The organism is Bacillus sp. SH7-1 (assembly GCF_008042405.1).
GTDB lineage: Bacteria > Bacillota > Bacilli > Bacillales > Bacillaceae_G > Bacillus_A > Bacillus_A thuringiensis_N.
In genome coordinates, this window is the sequence record NZ_QNUD01000020.1 from 1 (window position 1) to 25,044 (window position 25,044).

The window sequence follows — 25,044 nt, forward strand, 5'->3', positions numbered from 1 at the left end:
AAACGGATTGTTTTTTTATTGGCATAATATTATTTAATGAATGGAAAACTGGAATGATTATTCTACTTCACTTGTATACTTTTCAGGTAATAATTCCATTACGTTACATTTTACAAGTTCACCATTATAAGAAAGTATAACGTTCGTATTTTTTCCGTAATCACTTATTAATTCTCGACACATACCACATGGAGCAACAACCCAACATTTTTCAATATCTTCATGAGGGTGTGGGTGAGCGACTGCTACAATAGTATCAAATTCATGATCACCTTCGGAAATAGATTTTCCGATTGCCATAGCTTCGCCACATACTGTTATTCTTCCAACATTCGCTTCAACATGCACTGCTGCATAAATATTACCTGTTTTAGTTCGTACAGCTGAACCGATATGATGACGACCATATTTATAGTTTTTTTCGATTACTTTTTCAGCAGCTGTAATTAAATCATAGTCTTCATTATCTAAAGGCATTACTTGTAACATAACTTCTCCTCCATATTAAACATGATTAGTGCTATCTTAACAGAAAATTTAAATATTTAAAATAAAAGATAGAAATCAGATGAATAATATTATTATGTAAACTGTTTATTGAACAGGAAAATATAATAATCAATAGAACATATAGAAGAGTATGCTTAAATATTTTGAAAGATGGGAGATTTTTTATGGGGATTTTACAATCAATAGTACACGCTGTCATTAGTGGTAATAAGGAAAAAGTGGTGGAGTTTATGAAGGAAAATCCAAATGCTGTTAACGAGTTTAGTGAAGATGGTTGGACTTTACTTCATTTAGCAGCTTATTTTGGAGAAAAAGAGCTAGCAAGTTTTCTTATAGAAAGTGGTGCAGATATACATATTAGAGCAAAAAACGAAAATAAAAATACACCTTTGCAAGCGGCAATAGCGAATAAGCAAAGCGAACTTGTTGCTTTCTTAATTGAAAAAGGTTCACATGTAAATGTTATACAAAGTGGTGGTTGGACAGGACTTCACGAAGCAGCATTATTAGGAAATGAAGAAATAGTTATGCTACTTCTTGAAAATGGAGCTAATAAAACGATTAAGAAAAATGATGGGAAAACAGCATATGATATTGCATTAGAAAAAGAACATGATCACCTTTTACATTATTTGCAACATGGAATAAACGTATGATAAATAAATGGAATGTAGGTATATTTTTATTTAATGACGTAGAAGTGTTAGATTTTGCAGGTCCATTTGAAGTTTTTTCTGTAACTGAAGTGCATGAGGAAAAACCATTTACTGTGTATACTGTTAGCCAAAATGGAGAAATGATTACAGCAAGAAATGGGTTAAAGGTAAAGCCGGATTATAGTGCTGAAGATTTACCACCAGTTGATATTTTAATTATTCCAGGTGGTAAAGGCGTACGAGAAAATGAAGTGAAAAATGATATTATAATAAATTGGGTACGTCAGCAAATGAAAGAAGTAAAGCTAATGACTTCAGTTTGTACGGGTGCGCTATTACTCGCGAAAGCAGGTTTACTAGAAGGCTTAAAAGCAACGACACATTGGGCTAGTATTCAAACTTTCAAAAAAGATTTTCCGAATGTAGAAGTAATGGAGAATGTGAAATTTGTAGATGAAGGACATATTATTACATCTGCTGGTATTTCAGCTGGTATTAATATGTCATTTCATATTGTGAAAAACTTGTTAGGTGTGGAGATTGCTGAGGAAACGGCCAAAAGCATGGAATATGATATTGATTTACAAAATTAAAAAGCCCAGGTTGGGCTTTTTATATTGAATGAATATAGCTAAGCTCCTCATCACTCAAAATAGGGCGAACAGACGCATTTGCATTTTCTTGTGCTTGTTTTTCTGTTTTTGCACCAGGGATTACAACACTTACTGCTGGATGAGTGAGTATATAGCGAAGTGCAAGTTGTCCTAAGGTCTGATTTTTATTTGAGAGCAATCGAAGTTTCTCTACCTTTTGTAAGTCTTCTTGAAACCAAGTTTCATTTGGCCAATCTTTGCGTAAATCACCATTTGGAAAAGTTGTTTTACTTGTGAATTTTCCAGTTAAAATACCCATTTTTAATGGCCCACGAATAACAGCTCCTAGATTTTTCTCTTGCAAAAATGGCAAAATATCATTTTCTGGTTTTCGATTCAATATATTGTAATCAAGTTGTACGATGTCAATTTTATTGTTTGTATTGAAATGATGAATGTACTGTAAATCATGGGTCGAAACACCGACAGCTCTTACTTTTCCATCACGTTTTAATATTTCAAATGCACGTAAAAATGCTTCTGTTTCTCTACGATTATGCCACCAAATATGACAAAAATAAAGATCAATGTAATCTGTTTGAAGACGTTGTAAACTTGTTTCAAATACGGCGATGATTTTTTCGGGAGTATTATATACAGGTTCTCCATTGGGATCGTAGTGATGTCCGATTAAACCACCTTTCGTTGATAGGATAATATCATTACGATGTCCTTTAATTGCGGTAGCCACTAACTTTTCACTATGTCCTAAACCATACACATCCGCAGTATCAATAAAATTCACACCACACTCAATTGCTTTTTTGATAGCTGTTATAGATTGTTTATCGTTAACAGGTCCCCATTCATCACCACCGATTGCCCATGCCCCAAAACCTATTTCAGAAACAGTTATTCCGGTTTTACCTAATGTACGGTAATGCATATTTTCCCTCCTTGTAAGCATGTTATAACATTGATATGTAGGAAAGGTATTCTGTGTGTAAAAACTCTTCTACAATAATAGAAAAAGATTAACAGAAACTACTATTTTATGGCAGCATACATAAAGAATTTCAGTGTAAATATGGAAATGTCGTCGAATGCTATCTTTAATTGGTTAATTTGTGAGATATTTTTGTGAAGGAGCTTATTTTATAAGAATAGAATTATAGTTAGTAAGAGATTATGCCGATGGTAGTGAAAATATATGTGTTAGGGGGATTTCATAATGAGGAAACTCAAGCGAATAAATGTTCCTAATATACAAGAACAACTATCACAGTCTAATGAGAATCGAGCAATTAATAAGAAAAAACTAAGGCGATTTATATTCATGTTTTTATTTATTGCGGCGGCTACTTTGTACGTTCAATTTATTTTAACGAAACAACAAGAAGTAATTGTAGAAAAAAAAGATACAATTACGAATCAAAAAAAACAATTGGTTTCTTTAAAGAAAGATCAGACTTCTTTAAAGACTAACATAGAAAATTTAACAGACGATGAGGAAGAAATTTTGAAGTTTGCGAGAAAAGAATATCAATTTTCTAAGTCCAATGAAACTATATTTGTGTTGCCGAAGTAGTGTAATAGAACAGTTAGCGATTGCTAGCTGTTTTTTCATGTATGAATGGCATGGTACAAGAAACAATCACATATTGTAAAAATGAAGAGTTTGAGCTGTTTTTATAATTATGGAATATATACCGAAATAAATGTTGTTAAAATTCTGTCAATTGTATTATAATACAAGTTAAGCGGATACATTTTTTAATCAACGTTGAGTTTATCACTCATACGACTATTAAGAAAACCGTTATCCCGTATTAGAAAGGAAGATAGCTGTGTACGCTTCAAATACAATTTATATCGTAGGGGATGCGAAAGCACCTCAAAATAATCCCATTACTGAAAAGTTCAAAAGTTATTTTGTAGCATTTGTACTTATTAAGGAGACCGGGGAAATTGTAGATGCAGATTGCTCAGCGACAATTGCATTAACATCACAATTCGTTAAATATTTGTTTCTACATAAAAACATTAATGACCCACTATTGGTAACAGAAATAAAAAATAGATACTTCGGTTCGTCTCAAAAGGCACTACTTGTAGCATTAAAAGATGCACAGAAAAAATATAATCAAATCGCTGCTTTGTCTACCCATTCATAGACAAAATCCAGCCGTAAGAATCTTCTTATGGCTGGATTTTTTATTTTTCATTAACCTTCTACATGAAAAGTAAGCAAAAGAGGAGACTTATTGCTCCAAAATAATCGAGAATTAATGTTCCATTTTGCCAGACAATGAAAGGATGAACAAAATGAAAATTACTGATGTAAAAGTAAATCGTAGACGTGTAAATCTGCATACACCGTTTAAAACGGCGCTTCGTACTGTAACCGAAATAGAAAGTATAGATGTATATATTCATACAGATGAAGGAATTGTTGGAAAGGGTGCTGCAGCCGCAACACCAGTTATTACGGGGGATTTCGCTAACGGGATTGAAGAAGCAATTTTAGGACCGATGCGTTCCTGTTTAATTGGTCAAGATATCATTCAATTTCAGCAGTTACTGCAGCACATTCAAATGAGTTGTATTGGAAATCCAAGTGCGAAAGCGGCGGTAGATATTGCTTTATATGATGTGTATTGTCAACACCAAAACGTTCCACTTTACGCATTATTAGGCGGGAAGAAAGAAATTCATACAGATATTACGGTGAGTGTAGATGAGCCTTTCGTTATGGCAAAAGAGGCAAAGCAACATGTAGAAAAAGGGTTTCAAACTTTGAAAATTAAAGTGGGGAAATCTGCTCATTTAGATTTAGAACGTATTGAAGCGATTCGAAATAGTGTACCAAAAAATACGACGTTACGATTAGATGCAAATCAAGGATGGAATCCAAAAGAAGCGGTTTCTATCATTAAAGAAATGGAGAATCGTAATTTAAATATCGAATTTATTGAACAACCTGTTCATGCGAAAGATTGGGATGGGTTAAAGTACGTCAAAGACCATGTGCAAACGCCTATTATGGCAGATGAAAGCATATTTTCAGCCAGCGATGCATTGAAAATCGTGCAAGGAAGATATGCAGACTTAATCAATATTAAATTAATGAAATGTGGTGGCATTCGTGAAGCGTGGCGTATTGCAGATATAGCAGAAGCAGCTGGTGTGAAATGTATGGTGGGGAGCATGATGGAATCTTCTCTTTCTGTTAGCGCTGTAGCCCATTTGGCGGCAGCTCATCCTAATATTCATTATTTTGATCTTGATGCGCCGCTTTGGTTAATGGAAGAGCCGGAAGGAATGACTTATTCTGGATCAAAGGTAAACCTTCAATCGACAGTGAATAGTAAATCTTAGGAGAAGAGACTAGTAAACTATCTTTTAAGGGGGATATGTATGAAAAAAGTAGGAACTGCATTTTTAACAACTTTATTTATATTTTCATCGTTTACATCAGCGAATGCTGAAGAGAAGAGAGATAGTAAAGCGTTTATCGATGTATCTGCCGCAACACTTTGGACTGCACCTGATTCATTACGACCAATTGATGTACCGAGCGCTACAAATCCAGTTGATTTGTGGAAGTGGACGAAATCGATGACGCTTGATGAGAAACTTTGGTTAACAAATGCAAATAAATTAGAAACGCAAGCGCTATTAGGTCAAGAAGTAACGGTTGTTGATAAAAAAGGGGACTGGGTGAAAGTGTTAGTCCATGGTCAACCAACACCGCGAAATGAGGAAGGTTACCCAGGATGGATGCCTGAAAAACAGTTAACATATAATCAAGAATTTGCAGATAAAACAAATGAACCTTTCGTATTAGTAACGAAACCGACAGCAATTTTATATATAAATCCTTCTGAAAAACATAAATCGCTTGAAGTGAGCTATAATACGCGACTGCCGCTACTAAGTGAAGATACAATTTCATATCGCGTGTTGTTACCAAATGGACAGAAAGCTTGGCTACGAAAAAATGATGGAACGGTTTACCGTTCTCAAAATGATATTCCAACTCCGACAGCCGATGATTTAATAAATACAGGGAAAATGTTTTTAGGATTACCGTATATATGGGCTGGTACAAGTGGCTTCGGATTTGATTGCTCTGGATTTACACATACAATTTATAAATCGCATGGTATTACCATTCCGCGAGATTCTGGACCGCAATCGAGAAATGGAGTTGCAGTTGATAAAGAACATTTACAAAAAGGAGATTTAATCTTCTTTGCACATGATCAAGGAAAAGGCAGTGTCCATCACGTTGCTATGTATATTGGAGACGGAAATATGATTCACTCACCAAGAGCTGAAAGGTCGGTAGAAATTATACCGTTAAATACACCAGGATATATAGAAGAATACGCTGGTGCCCGTCGTTACTTACCTTAAAAAATAGAGGGGGTTTTCAAATGAAAAAAGTTGTTCGTTACTCATTAGTTAGTACTCTATTAGTTTCTTCAATTTTAGTTGGCTGCGCAAAAGAAAAAACAACGACAAAGCCGAAAGATGAGAAGAAAGTATTACAGTTACTAGAAACGGGTGAAATTCCGTCGTTAAATTCAGGGAAAGTAACAGATGCAGTATCATTTAACGTTTTAAATAACGTAATGGAAGGATTATTCCGCTTATCGAAAAATGATGAAGTGATTGAGGCTGGAGCACAAAAATATGAAGTTAGTAAAGATGGAAAAACATATACATTCCACTTACGTGATGCGAAATGGTCTAACGGAGATCCAGTAACAGCGCAAGATTACGTATACGCTTGGAAGCAGCTTATTAATCCGAATACTGCTTCTCAATATGCGTACATTGCATACGATGTGAAAAATGCGGAGAAAATAAATAAGAAACAACTAGGGGTAGAGGAATTAGGAGTGAAAGCGACGGATGATAAAACATTCGTTGTAGAGTTAGAACATCCTGTACCGTATTTTACGAAACTACTTATTTTACCGTCCTTCTATCCAATTAACGAAAAATATGCGAAAGAGCAAGGTGATAAATACGGATTAGAAGCAAATAAAGCGTTATATAATGGGCCATTTACACTATCTGATTGGAAGCATGAAGCGAGCTTTACAATGAAGAAAAACGATAAGTATTGGGATAAAAAAGAAGTGAAGTTAGATGAAGTAAACTATCAAATTGTTAAAGAAATTTCAACTGCGGTAAATTTATATGAAACAGATAAAGTTGATAGAGCTGTCATTTCAACTGAATTCGTAGATAAATATAAAAATAATAAAGAGCTTAAACAATATACAGATCCGGTTATGTACTTCTTCCGATTCAATGAAAATGTACCGATTCTTAAAAATAAAAATGCAAGGCTTGCACTAAGTACAGTGTTTGATAAGAAAGGACTTGCGACTTCATTTTTAAATGATGGATCGGTTGCTGCAGACTATTACGTGCCAAAAGGATTTTTAAAAGGTCCAGATAAAAAAGATTTTAGAAGTACGGGAGGTGAGTTTAATAAAACTGATGTAAAACAGGCGAAAGAATATTGGGAAAAGGCGAAGCAAGAGACTGGTACAAATGAAGTAACGCTTGAGTTATTAAACTATGATTTAGAAAACTTTAAGAAAGTAGGAGAATACATTAAAGAACAGCTAGAGAAAAACTTACCAGGCTTAAAGGTAAATGTAAAATTACAACCACATACGCAAAAGTTAGCGCTAGAGAAGAAGAAAGAATATGAAATGTCATTATCACGTTGGCTGCCAGATTATCCAGATCCAATGACATACTTAGAAGTATTCCTTTCTGGAAGCAGTGTGAACAATACTGAATATGCGAATCCAGAATATGATGCGTTAATTAAGAAGATTAAAACAGAATTAGGTAATGATGAAAAAGCTCGTTGGAAAGCACTGCAAGATGCTGAAAAAATGTTGCTGGATGATGCGGTAATTGCTCCAGTATTCCAGCGCGGATTATCTTACTTACAAAAGCCATATGTGAAAGATTTATACGTACATCAATTTGGACCAGCAACAAGTTTAAAGTGGGCAGATGTACAAAAATAAAGGATGAGAAAACAGACTCCATGTGTGTGGTAGTCTGTTTTTCTTATGTAAAGTTATATAAATTGCTCGCGGTATAAATTACTAGTCTGTAAACAGAGATTGGAGGGGCATGATATTTAGGTTAAAAGAAAGTAATAGGTACTCATGAGGAAACCAATTATAGAAGATGTCGATCAATTTTATACATTTTAAAGAAAGAAGTTTTTGGCAAGTAGAAAAGTGGATGAAACTGATGGAATAGAAATTATGTATCTACTTGATCCGAAATATTGGGGGGAATGGATATGCAACAGAAGTAGCGAAAAATTCCATTCAATATGCAATAGAGCTTATGTGTGTAAAAAGAATAATTGGTAAGGTGATAATAGTAAATAGGGATGGATTTCAATACATAAATGTGATAGAAGCTAACGTAAAGAGAATAAGTTGATAATAAAATAGGTGTAGTGTAAAATTACACTAAATAAAACATAAGTTACTTCCGGAGGTGAAGGAATTGAATAAAGAGCTTACAATCGAACTCATATCAACAAAAATAAAGTTAATTCGTACGGAGAAAGGATACACACAGGATAAAATGGCTGAAGTTCTTGGTATTTCAAAAAAAACGCTCGTTCAAATTGAGAAGGGACGAACAAATGCAGGGTGGACCAATACCGTAGCAATTTGTGCATTGTTTAGGGATAGCGAGGTTTTACAGTCTAGTTTAGGAGATGATCCATTAGTAGTCATTGCAACTTTAGCACATAAAAACTTGAACAACACCAAACAGAAAACACTGGGAGGAAAAGTCTGGTGGAAACAGATTCAAGAAAAAGGGAACTTTCGTTTACAACAAAATCTAATTAGTCAGCATTATCGTATTTTAGATAAACAAGATTATCGTTGGTTTAACTCGTTTGATTTAGAAGAAGCACTCGGTCACCTTGAAAAATTAGTAGCAGATTCAGAAAATTAATAGACTACAATGACCCAAAATAAATAGGAGGAACTTACATATGCTCATCTTAAGTCTTCTTTGGATACTATACACACCTTAACTCGTATTATGCGGATTTGCGGGTGGGATTTATTTAATAATAGCAGGGGTCAAATATTATAAACTACTTGTGAGTATTATGGGATTACTCAGTGTTTCCTTTGTCGTACTGCCTTATATTTTTTGGGGGCTGGGCGTTGAGGGTAGTCAATATCTTGACATCCGAACCGAGCTATATTGGATTCTATTTTCTTTTACTGGGCTTTTATCAGGGTTTATAGGTTTACAGTCAAAAATTAAAGGCATACGCAATATGGGATTTATTATTTTTACTAGTGGGATAATCGGAGTCTTTTTCTATTATTTAATGTCTGTACCGGATTCTATGTATATCAGATAGTTTTTTCTAAATTCGACTTATCTACTACTATATGATACTGAATTTAAAAAGATAGTAATAAAAAGGAGATGCTATAGTGTTTCCTTCCAACCACTTGGACATTTGTCTAAGTGGTTTATTTTTTATAAAAAACTGTTCAGTGTAGATAAAGCAGCTAAATCTTTACATAAGCAAGCCCCGATGGTTGAAGGATTAACTAGATTTGGTGAATATGCAAAGTTAGAACAGAAAGCGAGGTTTTACATATAATCATGATGTTGATTATAGTAGACGTATTTTATCTTATTTTAAATTTAATATATCACCTGATGGACTATGGACATTTTATTTATTTTTTCATGTCTTAAAAATAAAATTATTACTAAAATTTCAGTGTGAAATGAATGTAGAATCTTGTATAATTAACGTGTTTCTATGGAAACATTTTCTTGCGCTATAAATAGGACTTAATAGAACAAGGAAAGAAATACATACATGTATATAATAGATAAATAGAATGGAACATGTATAGAGAAAAAGGAGAAAAAAATGACGTGTCAAAAACAAGGGTTACAATTTAATAGCGATAGAAAGAGGAACAAAAAATGAAAATGAAGCATGCTTTTGGTCCCATAATTTTAGCGTGTGTGCTTTTTTTCATTATCATATTCATCCCATCGAAAAGTTTAGTATCACTTATTAGTGATAAGAAGGTAGAAGATGCGGCAACTTCCTTACAAAAAGAAAAATTACAAAGTGTATTCTTGCAGCAGAAAATGTTAGAGAATTCGCAGTATTTACCGATGTACGGTTCATCTGAATTTTTACGAATGGATGCATATCATCCATCTAATTACTTCAAAGTAAATCCCGCAGGTTTTACGCCATATTTAATCGGGATTGGCGGTACACAAAGTTTAGCTCATATATTAAATATGACGTCTACAATGGATGAATTAGAAGGTAAAAAAGTAGTCTTTGTTCTATCACCACAATGGTTTACAAAGACTGGGGTATCACAGGGGGATTTTACGAACAATTTCTCTAAACAACAGGCATATCATTTTATTTTTAATGATAAAATAAATGTAGCAATGAAGAAGCAAATTGCGAAACGACTATTAGATTATAAAGTTGTTCAAGAAGATGATATATTAAAGAATTCATTAGAAGGTATTGTATATAATGATACGAAACATAATATAAAAGCGGGTTTAGTTAAACCACTTGCTTATATGCATCGAAATATTTTAGATCATAGAGATTTATTTAACTCTATATTTAAGATTGAACCGATGAAAGAAAAAACAAATGTGGGACTACGTTCAATTTCTTGGGTAGATGCACGTAAACATGCGGAAGAAGAAGGGAAAGCGGAATCTACTACAAACACATTTGGAATTGAAAATCCGTATTACTATAAGCATAATTTAAAGAAAAAATTAAAAGGTTTAAAAAACTTTAGAGCAAATGAATCGTATGAAGAATCACCAGAATATGATGATTTACAAATTGTTTTAAATATTTTTAAAGAGAAAAATGTCAAGCCGCTCTTTATTTCTGTACCTGTAAACGGACCATGGTATGATTATGCTGGCTTCCCTAAAGAACGCCGTGAAGTATATTATAAAAAAGTTCGGGAACAAGTTGAGAAAGCAGGGTATCCAGTAGTCGATTTCTCTGGCCATGAATATGATAAGTATTTCTTAAAAGATACAATTCATTTAGGGTGGAAAGGCTGGATTTACTTTGATGAAGCAGTGCAAAACTTTTATACTGAGAAATAAGTGTGGAGAAAAAGGAACGGCTATAAGCTGTTCCTTTTTTAATATAGAGGATTTTGATGTGGGCAATTCGGAAAGGCATGTATATTTTGAATTTGTCTAAAATCATAATGTTTCATTGCGAACTGCGCTTGATAAAGGTATTCATATACATACAATTGACCATCATGTGCTGAACATAATACACCAGAGGTTCCTTGCCCATTAATGAAGGAAATACCGATAGGGCGTCCGATTAAGTATTGTATTTTGTGTTGCCAATGCATAGGTAAATCACTCCTTTTGAAATAACATACGAAATGAATGGCCGAATGGTTGCTTATCCATGTAAATATTAGATTAAAGGATTTGAATGTAATTTCTAAAAGATAGTCAGTACTAAAATAAAAACCGCTATAATTCTGAATGAATGTATAGCGGTTTTTATTTGTGATTTTAAGCAAGATTTTTACGTTTTTTTGTCCATTTTTTAATGACAAAGTATAAAAGAATAAGTACGACGCCACCAATTGCGAATGATTTCACATATGGTCCAGCAATATCATTAATATTCTCCCAATTTTCACCTAGTTTTTCACCTAAGTAAATGAAAATGATAGACCAAGGGATGATTGCGAGTGCTGTTAACGTAGTGAAACGTAATAATGGCATCTTTGTAATACCAGCAGGAATAGAAATCGCATGACGGACTACTGGAATAAAGCGTGCTGTGAAAATGACGCCAGTACCGTAACGATTAAACCAATCTTCAGCTGCATCTATTTGTTTTCTATGAATGAAAATATATTTTCCGTAACGTTCTAAAATAGGGCGTCCACCGTATCGTCCAATCCAATAAATAAAGATTTGAGCAATAACACCGCCAATTGTACCGAATACAACTGCGCCTATAAATGAGATGCTTCCATTGAATACTAAGTATCCTGCATAAGCAAGGACGATTTCACTTGGGATAATTTCAATCATAAGTCCAAGCATAATGCCCCAATAACCTAATCCTTCAAAAAACGTTAATACTGAATGAATAAAACTACTTAACATTGTTGCACCTTCTAGTTTATGAATTTTTGAATATATTCCCTTTTATTTAACAATGTAAAAGGTTCACTATATGTAGATTATACCTTATTTATATAGGGGATTGCTATTTCAATTCTTTTATGTCTCTCATAAGTGTTATAGTAAAGGATATAAGCCGCGTTTTCATGAAGGGTTAATGAAAAGATTATTAAAAATTTCTCATAAAAAAATAGAAGCAACTTTGCTTCTATTTTTTACGGTTTCACATCTAAATTTTGTAAAAATAACGTCGCTGTTACGTAACGTTTTGCTAACATTTGTACATATGCGGTATGTACAGAAAGGGTCGCAATAATAATAGCGTTACGAATTGCTTCGCGTTGTTCGTTATTAATTTGATCGAACTTGCTTGCGATTTTATCAGCTTTTTCTTTTACGATGTTTTCAATTGTATGAACGGTATCTGTTGCATATAGTTGTAAGCAGTTCCCTTGGTTAAGTTCTTCAAATAGAGAAGAGTATGCTACATATAAATGAACAGGATTGATTAAATCATCACTTCGATCAGCTGGGTCATTAACGATTAGGCGTAATAGCTTACGAATGGATTCAAAATCAAGTGCTGTTTTTAAATCTTCGACAATGAATAGTAAGGCTGCTTGTTCAATTGAATATTTTTTCCCTTTTTGAGGAGAGCCAATCATTTCTTTTATATCTCGTTTCACCCAGTTTTGCATAGCAGTTACAGAGAAACTCGTGTTTTCGATCTGATTGCCAAGCGCGACTATTTCATTTAAAGAAAAACCGACGTCTGTATCGTCAATTTTAATCAATTTTTCGAAAATAGGTGAAAGTGCGGTAGTAATAAAAGCAGTTACGCTTTGTCCGCTTTCAATATCTTTTTTATGTGACTTTGCCCAAGCTTCTTGTAAAATACCGAGAGGCTTTTTCGTATTCCATCCTCTTAATGATAGAAGGAGGGTTGCCATTTCGTTTCGTGTGAGATGAAATGTTTCCATCTTTTCACCTCCAAAATAATAAAAAGTTCTTATGAACTTATAATATGTTTTGTTTCATTTAAAGTCAATTCAGTTTTGCTTAATTTTTCCTTTGTCACTAAACTGTTGGAAGTAAATAATACTTGCATATTTCGACAAAAGTTCATATAATAAGTTCATAAGAACCTTTAAATGTTCTTAAAAATAAATCTATCATTCTGAATTTACTAGAAAGATAGATTTCACATATATCTATATAAAAGGAGAATGGATATAATATGTTGAAAAAACTTGTAGCAGTAATGACAGCATTCATGGTGATCTTTGGGGCTAGTAGCTTTATGTTCGTAGATCATGCGGCAGCGAAAAGTTACAAATCTGGTAAAAAATCATTTACACCAAGTTCAGGTCAAAAATCAAAAGTTGATTTAAACAAAAAAGATTCAAATGTAAATTCTCAAAAAACGACTCCAGATTCAAAAACAAAAGCAACAAACACAGCACCAAAAAGTAATAAAGGAAGCTTTATGAAAGGTTTATTACTAGGTGGTCTTGGTGGTTTACTAATGGGTAGCTTATTTGCAAATATGGGAGCTCTTGGTTCTGTATTAGCGTTTATGGTAAATATGTTAGTAATGGCTGGTATCGTAATGTTAGCAATTCGTGCATTTAAATACTTCAAAGATCAACGTAAGAAAAAGGCAGATGAAGTAGCATGGAAACAATAAAAATTTCTGAACAAGAACTTATCAATGCGCTTTGCGTATATATCGCTGAAAAAAGACAAGTTGGTCCAGAAGAAGTTTTAGTTGAACTCATGTATGACGATGACTACGGATTCTCTGCTGAAGTAGAGGTAAATGGTCGCCAGCAAATTTTAATCCAAGCGAACTTAATCGAAGCACTACGCTTATTGCTTGACAGAGAATATAATGTCAATTCATTTGCGGCAAGATTACAACTTGAATTAGATGATGAAGAAGGCATTTACGCATTAGCGAAATTTAATAAATCAGATGAGTAGGAAAAAGAGCTGTTGAGAGTAATCTCAGCAGCTCTTTTTAGTATGTGCATATGCAAGGGAATAATCACGCCAAATTTCATTCATTTTGCGTCTACCGACATCAATCATCGGGTTAAATTGAATGGCAGCTTTTTGACGTACAGTATGTACATGTTGCATCGCCTGTTGCAACTGTTGTTCAACCGAGTGAGATTTTGTATTCGCTTGTTTTACGATTGAATATCCAGCAACAGTTCCTTGTGCCATTGCGATTTTCCCGCTTTCAATGCCAGTTATATTACCGGCAACAAATAAACCCGGAAGAGGGGTTTCCATTGTTTCGGAATGGAGAGGAACGTGCCCGCCTAATTCCGGAATGTAACGGAAGGGGCAGCCAGATACAGCGGCTAGTTCAGCAAGAGGGTATAAGCCGCCAGCAATACAAACGAAGTCTGCCTCATATATTTGTTCCGATCCAGTGATGATGTTTCCTTTCGTATCAATATTAGCAACGCGTACACCTTCAACTTGATCTGTTCCGATAATTTCAAGTGCTGCTTTTCGAAGGTGAAGAGGTGTACCGTTTATTTTCATTCCACTGTTTGGATAGAAGGTTAATCCAGCTTGTTTAGCCCAATTATATTTCATCAATTTACTACCTATACGTAATAAAGGTGACGGGGCAAGGTGTGCAGCATGTAATAGAGCATTTAAAACTTCTTCTGGGTCACCAGCCTTTTGACTTAATTCACTTTTTTCAGGAAGTACGATATGTTCAACTTTAATGCCCGCTAATTGTAATTCATTTAAGATAGCGAATGACAAAATATTAGCGCCAATAATTACTCCTTTTCTCCCAACTTGAACGCGATGTACATTTGTCATTACTTGTGCTGCCCCAATCGACATGACTCCAGGAAGTGTCCAACCAGGGAGGGGGATAGAGTACTCAGCAGCACCAGTAGCAAGTAAAACGAACGATGCTTCTAACGTACCGATATTCGTATGTACGAACCAAGAACTTTCATCTTTTTCTAAATTATAGACAGAAATACCGCATTGAATATCAACTGAAAGTGATTCTGCTTCTTCACGAAGTCGCTTCGATTCTTCTATTCCGTTCCACCATTCTCCAGAAGGCTCTTGATGCAATTGTCCTAACAATCTTCCGCCAGGTTTCATAAATTCATCAATAACAAGTACGTTTAGTCCAAAACGAGCACAAGAGATAGAGGCTGATAAACCCGCTGGTCCGGCTCCGATAATTATGACATCATTCATCGCTTTTTCACCATCTCTCTTACGATATTTGGATGCTGTTTTCCACTTTCCACAATCATATTATCTTCTACAACAGTTAAGCATGCTCGTACGTTCATTTGACTATTTACATTAACGCGGCATTCAGAACAATGTCCGATATTACAGTAAATACCTCGTGGCGTCCCGCTATCTTCATGCACTCTTAATGTTCTTATTCCGTTTGCAAGTAAAGCGGCCGCAATCGTTTCATGTTCATATGCTTCGTATTGTTGACCATTAAATTGGAAAGTGATGCGCTTATTACTATTTAAACTCCCTAAAATAGGGTGATTTGTAATTCTACTCATTTACTTTCACCTACCGATCCAAAAGTAACTGCGCGCACTGGTGGTTGATATTTTAATGGGATTTCATTAGTAGTTAAGTCGGGATTTGCACTTTCGATCATTCGATCTATCATCATTCTACATGTACGGCCACCGCAAAATCCCATGCCAGCACGTGTTCTTAGTTTTAATTCTCTTGCCGAGCATTTATATTCAGCGATTGTCGATTGAAGTTGACCGTATGTAACTTCTTCACATCGACAAACAATTAAGTGATCTTTATTCGTCATATGTATTCCTCCTCTAGTTCGGTTTGCACAAATTATATAATGCAATAACTATGCCAATATAGAGGAGGGATGGTTTATTGTAATCCAAGTTTTTTTAAACGGTTATATAAAGTAGCCCTCGTAACACCAAGTTGTTTCGCACATTCTAATTTATTCCCATTCAAAATGCGTAAAGCCCTCTCAATGACTTTTTTCTCATGTTCATCCATCTCTTCTTGCAAAGAGAGAATTGTATTATTGTTGCTGAGTAATAGGGAAGGAACCGAATGATTGTCTAACGTTTCAGTTGTATGAAATGGTAAATATTCTTGTTTTATAATACCGTCAGTCGCAAATACGACAAGTCTTTCAACAACGTTACGAAGCTCGCGAATATTACCTGGCCAATTGTAATGAAGCAGTTCATGCATAATGCTTGAAGGTAAGTCACGAATTGGTCTGTTATAGTTGATTGAAAAATCGTTTAAGAAAGAGTATGTTAATTCGATAATATCTTCGCGTCTTTCGCGTAGCGGTGGAATATGCAAGCTAACTACATTGAGGCGATAGTATAAATCTTCTCGGAAAGTACCTTTTCTCATTTCTTCTTGTAAATCACGATTTGTAGCAGCGATAATACGGAAATCAATATTAATTTCTTTTTCTCCACCAACTCGGTAATACTTTCGTTCTTGTAGTACACGTAAAAGCTTCACTTGCATATCGAGTGGCATTTCGCCTATTTCATCAAGGAATAATGTACCGCCTTGCGCGAGCTCTATTTTACCCTTTTTTCCTTTACTATTTGCACCAGAAAAAGCCCCGCGCTCATACCCGAATAATTCGCTTTCAAATAACGCTTCTGGAATGGCACCGCAGTTAATCGAAATAAAAGGTGCCTTCGCTGCCTCACTTGCCTCATGAATTGCTTTCGCAAATACTTCTTTTCCAACACCACTTTCGCCGAGTATTAAAACAGTTGATTTCACGGAACAAACCTTTCTAGCTAATTGTATTGTTCTTTGAATAACAGGGCTTTTTCCATTCATCGCAAGGAAAGGATCGGATTCATCTTTATATTTTGCGACCTCTTGTTCTAAACGGTGCATTTCATGTGACATATTAAATAGTTTTTCGTTTAAAGCAACTTGGTTTGTCACATCAGTTTCTGAGACGACCGCTCCGATAATTTCATCGTTACAGTAGACTGGGTTTGAATTGATTAATACGAACAAATCTGGACGAGGCTGATGGAACTGAGCGATTATACTTTTTCCGTCATGTAATGATTGCAAAATTTCCAAATCTTTATAGTCAAAAAAACGAGTGATAGGTTGTCCAATAATTTCATTATGGTTGACTGAAAAAATCTTTTCAGCGCCATCTGTCCAAGTACGAACATGTTCTTTATCATCGATAACTGTAACAGAAGAATCAGTAGTTTGTATTACGGCGTTATAAAAAGATTGTAGTTCATAGTAAGACTTAACAAGAAACGGAATGATTTGCTGAGCTGTTATACAGCATATAGGCTCTTTATTTTCGTTCATTATGATAACGATCATTTCATTAGTAAACGCCTCAATTAAGGCGGAGAATGAGCCATCTTCAAATATAACTGCGCAGTTATATTTTTCTGTAGTAGAAGAGCAGTAATAAAATTTTTCGCCAACGTGCTCAATAGATTGCATACTGTTTGTATGATCAATGGATAAAGTTTTTAGAAATTCTTTTATTGTGGGAAATGAGAATGCCATATTGTCCTCCTGTTATGTATAAAAATTTTGACAGTGATAAAAAAATAATACACCTATTTACGATAAATTTAAAATATTTTTACAAATAAAAATATTATTTATAAAAAGTGTATATATGTCGAGTTGGCACGTCAATTGCATAAAAGAAAGTGAGAGGTTTAGGGAAAAGGAGGAGTATTTTGTGAGGCACTGCGACGTTTTAATAATAGGCGGTGGAATTATAGGGTGTTCTATCGCTTACTACACATCAAAATACGGGAGAGACGTAACAATCATTGAAAAAGGAGAATTTGTCAGTGGGACGTCTTCACGGTGTGACGGAAATATTTTGGCTATTGATAAAGACCCAGGATTTGATAGTCAAATGTCGTTAGTTAGTCAAAAATTAGTAACTGATTTAAGTGAAGAGTTAGAGCACGCATTTGAATATAGGGCACCAGGAAGTATTCTCGTATGTGAGTCGGAAGAAGAAATGGAAGCAGCGCAGCAATGGGTGAATCGTCAAAAAGAAGCTGGATTACCGTTTCGAATGCTTGATAGGCAAGATATAAGAGCGGAATCGCCATTATTTGCAGATGATTTATTAGGTGGGTTAGAATGCGCAACGGATTCGACTGTAAATCCATATCTTCTTGCTTTTGCACTTCTTGCAGAATCGAAGAAATTTGGTACGAAAGCTTTTAATCATACGGAAGTAAAAGAAATGAAAAGAGATATAGACGGTTCCTTTATTATAGAAACGACAAACGGGACGTTTACTGCGAAACAAGTGGTGAACGCAGCGGGTGTGTGGGCTCCGAAAATCGGACAAATGTTGGATGTAAATATCCCGATTGAACCGAGAAAAGGGCATATTATTGTAGCTTCAAGGCAACAGCACGTTGGTTGTCGTAAAGTAATGGAATTTGGTTATTTAATTTCTAAATTTGGTGGAAAACGAAAAGTGGATGCTTTAACTGAGAAATATGGGGTAGCTCTTGTATTTGAGCCGACAGAAAGCCAAAATTTTTTAATTGGTAGTAGTAGAGAGTTTGTAGGGTTTCATACGAGAATTAATAACGAGGTTATAAAATGTATTGCGAACAGAGCAATTCGTTTTTATCCGAAAATGGCGGATATGATGGTGATTCGTTCATATGCTGGATTACGCCCATGGACAGAAGATCATTTGCCAATCATTTCACGCGTGGAACATATCCCAAACTACTTTATAGCAGCCGGGCATGAAGGGGATGGCATTAGCCTTGCAGCGGTTACTGGAAAAGTGATTGAAGAGTTATTAAATGAAAAAGAAACAATCATTCCAATTGAACCACTTCGTTTGAGTCGTTTTACAGAAAGGGTGTTAAACGGATGAGGTCACAAAGAGTCTTTACAACGATTGATACACATACAGGCGGGAATCCAACCAGGACATTGATAAGCGGACTTCCAAAGTTAATTGGAGAGACGATGGCAGAGAAGATGTTACATATGAAAAAGGAGTATGACTGGATTCGCAAATTGTTAATGAATGAACCGCGTGGTCATGATGTAATGTCAGGAGCACTATTAACAGATCCATGTCATCCCGAAGCAGATATTGGTGTTATTTACATAGAGACAGGTGGATATTTACCGATGTGTGGTCACGATACAATTGGTGTATGTACAGCTTTAATTGAATCAGGTTTAATTTCGGTAGTTGAACCGATTACTTCGTTAAAGTTAGACACGCCAGCCGGCTTAGTAGAAGTGGATATCTTTGTTCAAGATGGAAAAGCGAAAGAAGTCTCTTTCTGTAACATACCAGCTTTTTTACTGAAACATATTACTGTACAAGTCGAAGGAATTGGAACTGTTGAAGCAGATATTGCGTATGGAGGAAATTTCTATGCCATTATTGATGCGAAGTCAGTGGGTTTAGAGTTAGTACCGGAAAATGCATCTACAATCATTGATAAGGCAATTTATATTAGAAATATCATAAATGACAAATTTGAAATCATTCATCCAGAGCATTCGTTTATTAGAGGATTAACCCATGTTGAATTTTATACAGATCCTACTCATGAAAGTGCACATGTAAAAAATACAGTTGTCGTTCCGCCAGGAGGAATTGATCGTTCTCCATGTGGTACAGGAACATCAGCAAAGTTAGCTGTATTATACGCAAATCAAAAAATAGAGATTAATGAAGAGTTTGTTCACGAAAGTATCGTTGGCTCTCTATTTAAAGGATGCGTCATAAATACGACAAATGTTGAAAATATGGAAGCTGTCGTAACAAAAATCACAGGTTCAGCTTGGCTTATGGGGATGCATAGATTTTTTTACAATGAAAAGGACCCGCTGAAAGAAGGGTTTTTGCTAATTCCGCCGATGGAACATGAAACGGAGGATGTAAAATGAACATTCAAAAAATGTATACGACAGTAGACGTACATGTAAATGGTGAAGCATTTCGTGTAATGAAAGATGTACCATGCAAATACTACTCCAGTTTGGAACAATTAAACGAGCAATTTTCAGGTGAATTAGCAGAAGAAATGAAGCTTTTATTAAATGAACCACGTGGTTTTATCGGTTTAAATGGATGTATTGTCGCTCCTTCTATTTATACGGAAGTCGATGCAGCTGTGCTATTTTTTAATCATGAAGGATCCATTCCGCTTCATTATGGAGGCATTGTTGCAGTAATAACGATGTTACTAGAATGCGGATATTTAAAAAAGAGAGAGACGAATCAATACAAAATCGAAACGTTATCTGGCATATTTTCAGTCCATGCGTATGTAGAGAATGATGAAGTTGTATCTGTTTCGTTTGAAAGTAAGCTATGTTATATGATTGAGCAAAATTTACAAGTAGGTAATATAAGTTACTCTCTCATTCAGGCAGATAAAGTATATGCAGTTGTAGAAAAGGATACGTATTCGCCAGAAATCAGTATTGAAAACATCTCTAAACTAAAAAAATGGGGAGAAGCTACGCTACAAGCTATACAAAAACAGTCATTCATAAAAAAACTTATTTTAGTAGATTCTTCGCAAAAAGAAAAGAATCATATAAAGTCGATTACATTCCATGAAGATAACTTTATCGTACGATCGCCAGGTTTTGTTTCTACAATTGTGTCTTATGTTCATGCGCTATTTAAAAATGATTATATAGCGGATAAACCTTTTATAAATGAAAGTATATTTAATAGCTTTATAACAGTGGAGAAAGTACAGAAGGAAGAAACTGGTTACATTTTCCGTTTTGAAAGTAGAGGATTTATTACAGGGATGCAGACGTTTCTATTAGACTCTACAGATCCGTTTCCGACAGGATTTTTATTAAAATAAAATGGTAAAGGGAGAGATAAATATGAAAAAAATTAAAGGGGCATTTCCAGTATTGATCACACCGATGGATGAGTTTCAAGAAATTAATTGGAACGGTGTAAAACAAAACGTAAACTACTTTATTGAGCAAAAAGTAGCTGGGATTATTATTAATGGAAGTACAGGAGAGTTTGTTAGTTTATCAAAAGAAGAACGATTTAAAATGGTAGAAACAGTATTAAAAGAAGTTGATGGCCGTATTCCGGTTATTGTTGGGACTGCTGCGGAGACGACGAAAGAAACGATTGAATATACGAAACATGCAGAAGTGCATGGAGCGGATTGTGCGTTAATTATAAACTCGTATTATTGTAAACCGAAAGAAGAGGAAATCTATTTTCATTTTAAAGAAATCTCAAACGCAGTAAATATACCAATTATGTTATACAATAACCCATTTACATCTGGTGTTAATATGAGTACAGACCTCATGTTACGTATCGGAAAAGAATGTGAAAATGTTACACATATTAAAGAATCTAGCGGAGATATTCGAAAAGCAAGAGATTTAGTAAGACAAGGCGAAGGTGCTTTTCAAGTATTCTGTGGATCTGAAGATTTAGTTATGGAATCTTATTTAGTTGGTGCGACGGGATGGGTTTCAGTAGCAGGGAATATCGTACCGGGACTTGTGACGAAAATGTATGAGCATTTCCAAAATGGTGAATTAGAAAAAGCTTGGGAAATAAACGATACCATTTTACCACTTTGTGAGTTTCTTGAAGGATCAGGAAAATATGTACAAATCGTTAAACGTTCAATGGAATTACACGGGCAAGCAGGGGGACCTTCTCGTTATCCAAGACTCGGATTAACTGAAGAAGAGGATCAAAAGCTTCAAATGATTATTTCAAAAATTGCAGCTCATGCAGCTGTTTAAATAAGGAGGAGAGCATATATGTTAACGAAAAACATTGAACTAAAACCAAAAGTGAAAGCGTTTTTAAATGAAGAAATTAAAATGTTTATTAATGGTGAATTTGTTCCTTCAATTAGCGGGAAGACATTTGAGACATACAATCCAGCGACAGAAGATGTTCTAGCTGTCGTATGCGAAGCGCAAGAAGAGGATATTGATGTTGCAGTAAAAGCAGCAAGATCTGCATTTGAATCAGGACCTTGGGCAGAAATGACTACCGCTGAAAGAGCACATCTTATTTATAAATTAGCAGACTTAATAGAAAAGCATGGAGAAGAATTAGCACAGTTAGAAGCTTTAGATAATGGGAAGCCATATCAAGTAGCACTGGATGATGATATAGCAGCGACTGTAGAAAATTATCGCTATTATGCGGGATGGGCTACAAAAATTATCGGGCAAACAATTCCGATTTCAAAAGATTACTTAAATTACACACGCCATGAACCTGTTGGCGTTGTAGGTCAAATTATTCCTTGGAATTTTCCGCTCGTTATGTCTTCTTGGAAAATGGGAGCTGCACTAGCAACAGGTTGTACGATCGTATTAAAACCAGCAGAACAAACGCCTTTATCGTTATTATATACAGCGAAGCTCTTTAAAGAGGCTGGTTTTCCAAACGGTGTTGTAAACTTTGTTCCGGGGTTTGGTCCTGAAGCAGGAGCTGCAATCGTAAACCATCACGATATTGATAAAGTAGCTTTTACAGGTTCAACGGTTACTGGAAAATATATTATGCGTCAATCTGCAGAAACAATTAAACATGTAACGTTAGAACTTGGTGGTAAATCACCAAATATCATTTTAGAAGACGCTGATTTAGAAGAAGCGATTAACGGCGCATTCCAAGGCATTATGTATAATCACGGCCAAAATTGTAGTGCTGGATCTCGCGTGTTTGTTCATCGAAAACATTACGAAACAGTCGTAACTGAACTTGTGAAAATGGCGAATAACGTGAAACTTGGAGCAGGTATGGAGAAGGAAACGGAAATGGGCCCACTCGTATCTAAAAAACAACAAGAGCGTGTGCTACATTATATTGAACAAGGAAAAGCTGAAGGCGCTACTATTGCTGCTGGTGGTGAACGTGCATTTGAAAAAGGTTATTTTGTACAGCCAACGGTATTCACAAATGTTACTGATGATATGACAATTGTGAAAGAAGAAATTTTTGGACCAGTTGTCGTTGTACTTCCATTTGATTCAACAGAAGAGGTAATCGAAAGAGCAAATCGCTCTTCATACGGACTCGCTGCAGGCGTATGGACACAAAATATTAAAACAGGACATCAAGTTGCCAATAAATTAAAGGCAGGAACAGTATGGATTAATGATTATAACTTAGAAAATGCAGCTGCACCATTTGGAGGGTTTAAACAATCTGGAATCGGTCGTGAGTTAGGTTCATATGCGCTTGATAATTACACAGAAGTGAAAAGTGTTTGGGTAAATATAAAGTAATTGAGAATCTAACTGTTAATAAATAGAGGGATGAAATAATAAGAGATACGGACAACTGGAAGATTTAATAATAGTTGTCCGTTTTCTTATATATAAAATAGTTTTTAAAAGAATGATAAGGGGGATTTGGATGGAGCAATTAGTAGAGTGGTTAGTAGGGCAAGTATGGAGTATTGGATTAGTTGTTTTCGCATTAGGAGCAGGTGTGTATTTTACAATTGCAACTCGTTTTCTACAAATTCGTTATTTTAAAGAAATGATTAAACTATTATTTGAAGGGAAGAGCTCGGAGACGGGAATTTCATCCTTTCAAGCATTTTGTTTAGCGTTATCTGGTAGGGTTGGAATAGGTAATATTGCAGGGGTTGCGACAGCTATCGCTTTTGGCGGACCTGGAGCTGTATTTTGGATGTGGGTAATGGCACTATTAGGAGCAGCGAGTGCATTTGTTGAATCAACATTATCTCAAGTATATAAAAGTAAAGTCGGAAATGAATACCGCGGTGGTACACCATATTTCATTGAAAAAGGCCTGAAAATGAAATGGTTTGCAGTCATTGTAGCGGTCGTTGTAACACTTTCATATGGTGTTTTACTACCAGGCATTCAATCTAGTAGTATCGCAGTGGGTTTTGAAAACTCTAATGGCATTAGCAAATATATAACTGGTATACTGTTAGTCGTATTATTAGCAGCGATCATTTTTGGCGGCGTAAAGAGAATTGCTGGCGTTTCGCAAATGCTTGTTCCATTTATGGCAATTGGCTATGTAATTGTTACATGTATCGTATTAATTGCAAATGTAACAGAAATTCCAAGTATGTTCGCTTTAATTTTCTCTAGTGCTTTTGGTGTAAATGAAATGTTTGGCGGAATCGTCGGTGCAGCAATCGCATGGGGAGTAAAACGCGCTGTATTTTCAAATGTTGCTGGCGTTGGAGAAGCGACGTATAGCTCCGCTGCCGCTGAAGTATCCCATCCTGCAAAACAAGGGTTAGTTCAAGCGTTTTCTGTATATATCGATACAATTGTTGTATGTACAGCGACAGCTCTTATGATTTTAATAACAGGTATGTATAATGTTATACCGGAAGGAAAAAGCGCTATTGTAAAAAATATAGGGAATGTTGATGCAGGCCCAATTTATACACAACAAGCAGTTGAAACTGTTATGACAGGATTTGGTCCATTATTCATATCAATCGCAATCTTCTTCTTCGCATTTACAACATTACTCGCATACTACTATATCGCTGAAACGACACTTACTTATTTAGATCGTGAGCTTAAACATAGCTGGTTAAAACCAGTTTTAAAAATTGGATTTTTAATTATGGTTTACATCGGTAGCGTAGAATCAGCGTCACTTTTATGGAATCTTGGAGATTTAGGAATTGGTAGTATGGCATGGTTAAATTTAATCGCGATTTTACTATTAAGTAAAATTGCATTAAAAGTGTTAAAAGATTATGAAGCACAGAAAAAAGAAGGAAAAGATCCCGTATTTGATCCTAAAAATGTAGGGATTGAAGGTTTAACATTTTGGGAAGAGAGAAGTAAAGAGGTTCAAAGAAAAAACTCTAAAGAACAAGCGGTAGTGGATGATAGTCTGAAACTGTAGTTTAAATAAACTGAATATTCATTCTATTGAGCGAGGTATATTGCCTTCTTTTCATCACATACTACAATAGGTA

Annotated in this window: 27 protein-coding genes and 1 pseudogene; 19 read left to right on the plus strand and 9 right to left on the minus strand. The window is 35.2% G+C overall.

Translation table 11 applies throughout. The annotated features are described in order from the left end of the window. Positions 1 to 57: 57 nt before the first annotated feature. On the minus strand, positions 58 to 489 hold the full coding sequence (locus DN390_RS17535; protein ID WP_097952454.1) for a cytidine deaminase: 432 nt from the start codon (positions 487 to 489) through the stop codon (positions 58 to 60). A gap of 185 nt (positions 490 to 674) precedes the next feature. Between DN390_RS17535 and DN390_RS17540 the strand changes: the two genes are divergently transcribed. Both DN390_RS17540 and DN390_RS17545 read left to right on the plus strand, forming a co-directional pair. Next, positions 675 to 1,166, plus strand: coding sequence for an ankyrin repeat domain-containing protein (locus tag DN390_RS17540; protein WP_098198783.1), 492 nt, complete (start codon positions 675 to 677; stop codon positions 1,164 to 1,166). Then, complete coding sequence (locus tag DN390_RS17545) at positions 1,163 to 1,759, plus strand: DJ-1/PfpI family protein (protein WP_097952450.1); 597 nt, start codon at positions 1,163 to 1,165, stop codon at positions 1,757 to 1,759. Before DN390_RS17540 ends, DN390_RS17545 begins: the two co-directional genes overlap by 4 nt. A gap of 19 nt (positions 1,760 to 1,778) precedes the next feature. Here DN390_RS17545 and DN390_RS17550 read toward each other — a convergent pair whose 3' ends face one another. Continuing rightward, positions 1,779 to 2,705, minus strand: a complete 927-nt coding sequence (locus DN390_RS17550; protein ID WP_147807950.1) for an aldo/keto reductase — start codon at positions 2,703 to 2,705, stop codon at positions 1,779 to 1,781. A 285-nt stretch (positions 2,706 to 2,990) separates the two neighbouring features. Here DN390_RS17550 and DN390_RS17555 point away from each other — a divergent pair, with 285 nt between their 5' ends. The 9 genes and pseudogenes from DN390_RS17555 to dltD all read left to right on the plus strand — a co-directional run bounded on the left by DN390_RS17555 (position 2,991) and on the right by dltD (position 10,966). Continuing rightward, the gene (locus DN390_RS17555) at positions 2,991 to 3,347 is read left to right on the plus strand and encodes an FtsB family cell division protein (RefSeq protein ID WP_060631200.1); all 357 of its coding nucleotides are present in this window, start codon (positions 2,991 to 2,993) and stop codon (positions 3,345 to 3,347) included. A 259-nt stretch (positions 3,348 to 3,606) separates the two neighbouring features. Next, on the plus strand, positions 3,607 to 3,933 hold the full coding sequence (locus tag DN390_RS17560; RefSeq protein ID WP_060631199.1) for a DUF3870 domain-containing protein: 327 nt from the start codon (positions 3,607 to 3,609) through the stop codon (positions 3,931 to 3,933). A gap of 142 nt (positions 3,934 to 4,075) precedes the next feature. Beyond that, a complete protein-coding gene (locus DN390_RS17565) occupies positions 4,076 to 5,137 on the plus strand; it encodes a dipeptide epimerase (protein ID WP_147807951.1) in 1,062 nt (353 codons plus the stop codon). Positions 5,138 to 5,176: 39 nt separating this feature from the next. Further along, complete coding sequence (locus DN390_RS17570) at positions 5,177 to 6,178, plus strand: C40 family peptidase (RefSeq protein ID WP_087963912.1); 1,002 nt, start codon at positions 5,177 to 5,179, stop codon at positions 6,176 to 6,178. Between the two features lie 20 nt (positions 6,179 to 6,198). Then, positions 6,199 to 7,821: a peptide ABC transporter substrate-binding protein gene (locus DN390_RS17575; protein ID WP_147807952.1), complete on the plus strand. Its 1,623-nt coding sequence runs from the start codon at positions 6,199 to 6,201 to the stop codon at positions 7,819 to 7,821. A 213-nt stretch (positions 7,822 to 8,034) separates the two neighbouring features. After that, a pseudogene (locus DN390_RS31670) lies at positions 8,035 to 8,183 on the plus strand (GNAT family N-acetyltransferase); the annotation flags it as partial. 134 nt (positions 8,184 to 8,317) lie between these two features. Next, positions 8,318 to 8,779 (plus strand): helix-turn-helix transcriptional regulator, encoded by a 462-nt coding sequence (locus tag DN390_RS17585; RefSeq protein ID WP_147807953.1) that lies wholly within the window; start codon positions 8,318 to 8,320, stop codon positions 8,777 to 8,779. Between the two features lie 109 nt (positions 8,780 to 8,888). Continuing rightward, positions 8,889 to 9,200 (plus strand): ammonia permease, encoded by a 312-nt coding sequence (locus DN390_RS17590; RefSeq protein ID WP_255444042.1) that lies wholly within the window; start codon positions 8,889 to 8,891, stop codon positions 9,198 to 9,200. Positions 9,201 to 9,784: 584 nt separating this feature from the next. Beyond that, positions 9,785 to 10,966, plus strand: coding sequence for a D-alanyl-lipoteichoic acid biosynthesis protein DltD (gene dltD / locus DN390_RS17595; RefSeq protein ID WP_147807954.1), 1,182 nt, complete (start codon positions 9,785 to 9,787; stop codon positions 10,964 to 10,966). Between the two features lie 38 nt (positions 10,967 to 11,004). On the opposite strand, the gene DN390_RS17600 is transcribed toward dltD, so the two are convergent. From DN390_RS17600 to DN390_RS17610, 3 genes are all read right to left on the minus strand, one after another. Further along, positions 11,005 to 11,229 (minus strand): hypothetical protein, encoded by a 225-nt coding sequence (locus DN390_RS17600; RefSeq protein ID WP_147807955.1) that lies wholly within the window; start codon positions 11,227 to 11,229, stop codon positions 11,005 to 11,007. Positions 11,230 to 11,398: 169 nt separating this feature from the next. Next, a complete protein-coding gene (gene uptA / locus DN390_RS17605) occupies positions 11,399 to 12,004 on the minus strand; it encodes an undecaprenyl phosphate transporter UptA (RefSeq protein WP_147807956.1) in 606 nt (201 codons plus the stop codon). A 233-nt stretch (positions 12,005 to 12,237) separates the two neighbouring features. Continuing rightward, positions 12,238 to 13,002 carry a DUF1836 domain-containing protein gene (locus DN390_RS17610; protein ID WP_147807957.1) on the minus strand — a complete coding sequence of 255 codons (765 nt, stop codon included), beginning with the start codon at positions 13,000 to 13,002 and terminating at the stop codon, positions 12,238 to 12,240. Positions 13,003 to 13,259: 257 nt separating this feature from the next. Between DN390_RS17610 and DN390_RS17615 the strand changes: the two genes are divergently transcribed. Beyond that, on the plus strand, positions 13,260 to 13,709 hold the full coding sequence (locus DN390_RS17615; RefSeq protein WP_060631188.1) for a hypothetical protein: 450 nt from the start codon (positions 13,260 to 13,262) through the stop codon (positions 13,707 to 13,709). Beyond that, complete coding sequence (locus tag DN390_RS17620; RefSeq protein WP_063221480.1) at positions 13,697 to 14,005, plus strand: YxcD family protein; 309 nt, start codon at positions 13,697 to 13,699, stop codon at positions 14,003 to 14,005. The genes DN390_RS17615 and DN390_RS17620 overlap by 13 nt, the downstream gene beginning before the upstream one ends. Positions 14,006 to 14,029: 24 nt before the next feature. Here DN390_RS17620 and DN390_RS17625 read toward each other — a convergent pair whose 3' ends face one another. From DN390_RS17625 to DN390_RS17640, 4 genes are all read right to left on the minus strand, one after another. Beyond that, positions 14,030 to 15,265: an NAD(P)/FAD-dependent oxidoreductase gene (locus DN390_RS17625; RefSeq protein WP_147807958.1), complete on the minus strand. Its 1,236-nt coding sequence runs from the start codon at positions 15,263 to 15,265 to the stop codon at positions 14,030 to 14,032. Continuing rightward, on the minus strand, positions 15,262 to 15,594 hold the full coding sequence (locus tag DN390_RS17630) for a (2Fe-2S)-binding protein (protein ID WP_097952428.1): 333 nt from the start codon (positions 15,592 to 15,594) through the stop codon (positions 15,262 to 15,264). Before DN390_RS17630 ends, DN390_RS17625 begins: the two co-directional genes overlap by 4 nt. Continuing rightward, positions 15,591 to 15,863: a (2Fe-2S)-binding protein gene (locus DN390_RS17635; RefSeq protein WP_097952426.1), complete on the minus strand. Its 273-nt coding sequence runs from the start codon at positions 15,861 to 15,863 to the stop codon at positions 15,591 to 15,593. The genes DN390_RS17630 and DN390_RS17635 overlap by 4 nt, the downstream gene beginning before the upstream one ends. 74 nt (positions 15,864 to 15,937) lie before the next feature. Beyond that, on the minus strand, positions 15,938 to 17,599 hold the full coding sequence (locus DN390_RS17640) for a sigma-54 interaction domain-containing protein (protein WP_147807959.1): 1,662 nt from the start codon (positions 17,597 to 17,599) through the stop codon (positions 15,938 to 15,940). A 181-nt stretch (positions 17,600 to 17,780) separates the two neighbouring features. On the opposite strand from DN390_RS17640, the gene DN390_RS17645 reads away from it, so the two are divergent. From DN390_RS17645 to DN390_RS17670, 6 genes are all read left to right on the plus strand, one after another. Then, positions 17,781 to 18,956 (plus strand): NAD(P)/FAD-dependent oxidoreductase, encoded by a 1,176-nt coding sequence (locus DN390_RS17645; RefSeq protein WP_147807960.1) that lies wholly within the window; start codon positions 17,781 to 17,783, stop codon positions 18,954 to 18,956. Next, a complete protein-coding gene (locus DN390_RS17650) occupies positions 18,953 to 19,990 on the plus strand; it encodes a proline racemase family protein (protein ID WP_060631182.1) in 1,038 nt (345 codons plus the stop codon). Before DN390_RS17645 ends, DN390_RS17650 begins: the two co-directional genes overlap by 4 nt. Then, a complete protein-coding gene (locus tag DN390_RS17655; protein WP_147807961.1) occupies positions 19,987 to 20,928 on the plus strand; it encodes a proline racemase family protein in 942 nt (313 codons plus the stop codon). Before DN390_RS17650 ends, DN390_RS17655 begins: the two co-directional genes overlap by 4 nt. A 22-nt stretch (positions 20,929 to 20,950) precedes the next feature. Next, positions 20,951 to 21,847: a 4-hydroxy-tetrahydrodipicolinate synthase gene (dapA, locus tag DN390_RS17660; protein ID WP_060631180.1), complete on the plus strand. Its 897-nt coding sequence runs from the start codon at positions 20,951 to 20,953 to the stop codon at positions 21,845 to 21,847. An 18-nt stretch (positions 21,848 to 21,865) separates the two neighbouring features. After that, entirely contained in the window at positions 21,866 to 23,350 is a 1,485-nt protein-coding gene (locus DN390_RS17665; protein ID WP_147807962.1) for an aldehyde dehydrogenase family protein, read from the plus strand. 130 nt (positions 23,351 to 23,480) lie between these two features. Then, a complete protein-coding gene (locus DN390_RS17670; RefSeq protein ID WP_147807963.1) occupies positions 23,481 to 24,971 on the plus strand; it encodes an alanine/glycine:cation symporter family protein in 1,491 nt (496 codons plus the stop codon). Positions 24,972 to 25,044 lie beyond the last annotated feature (73 nt).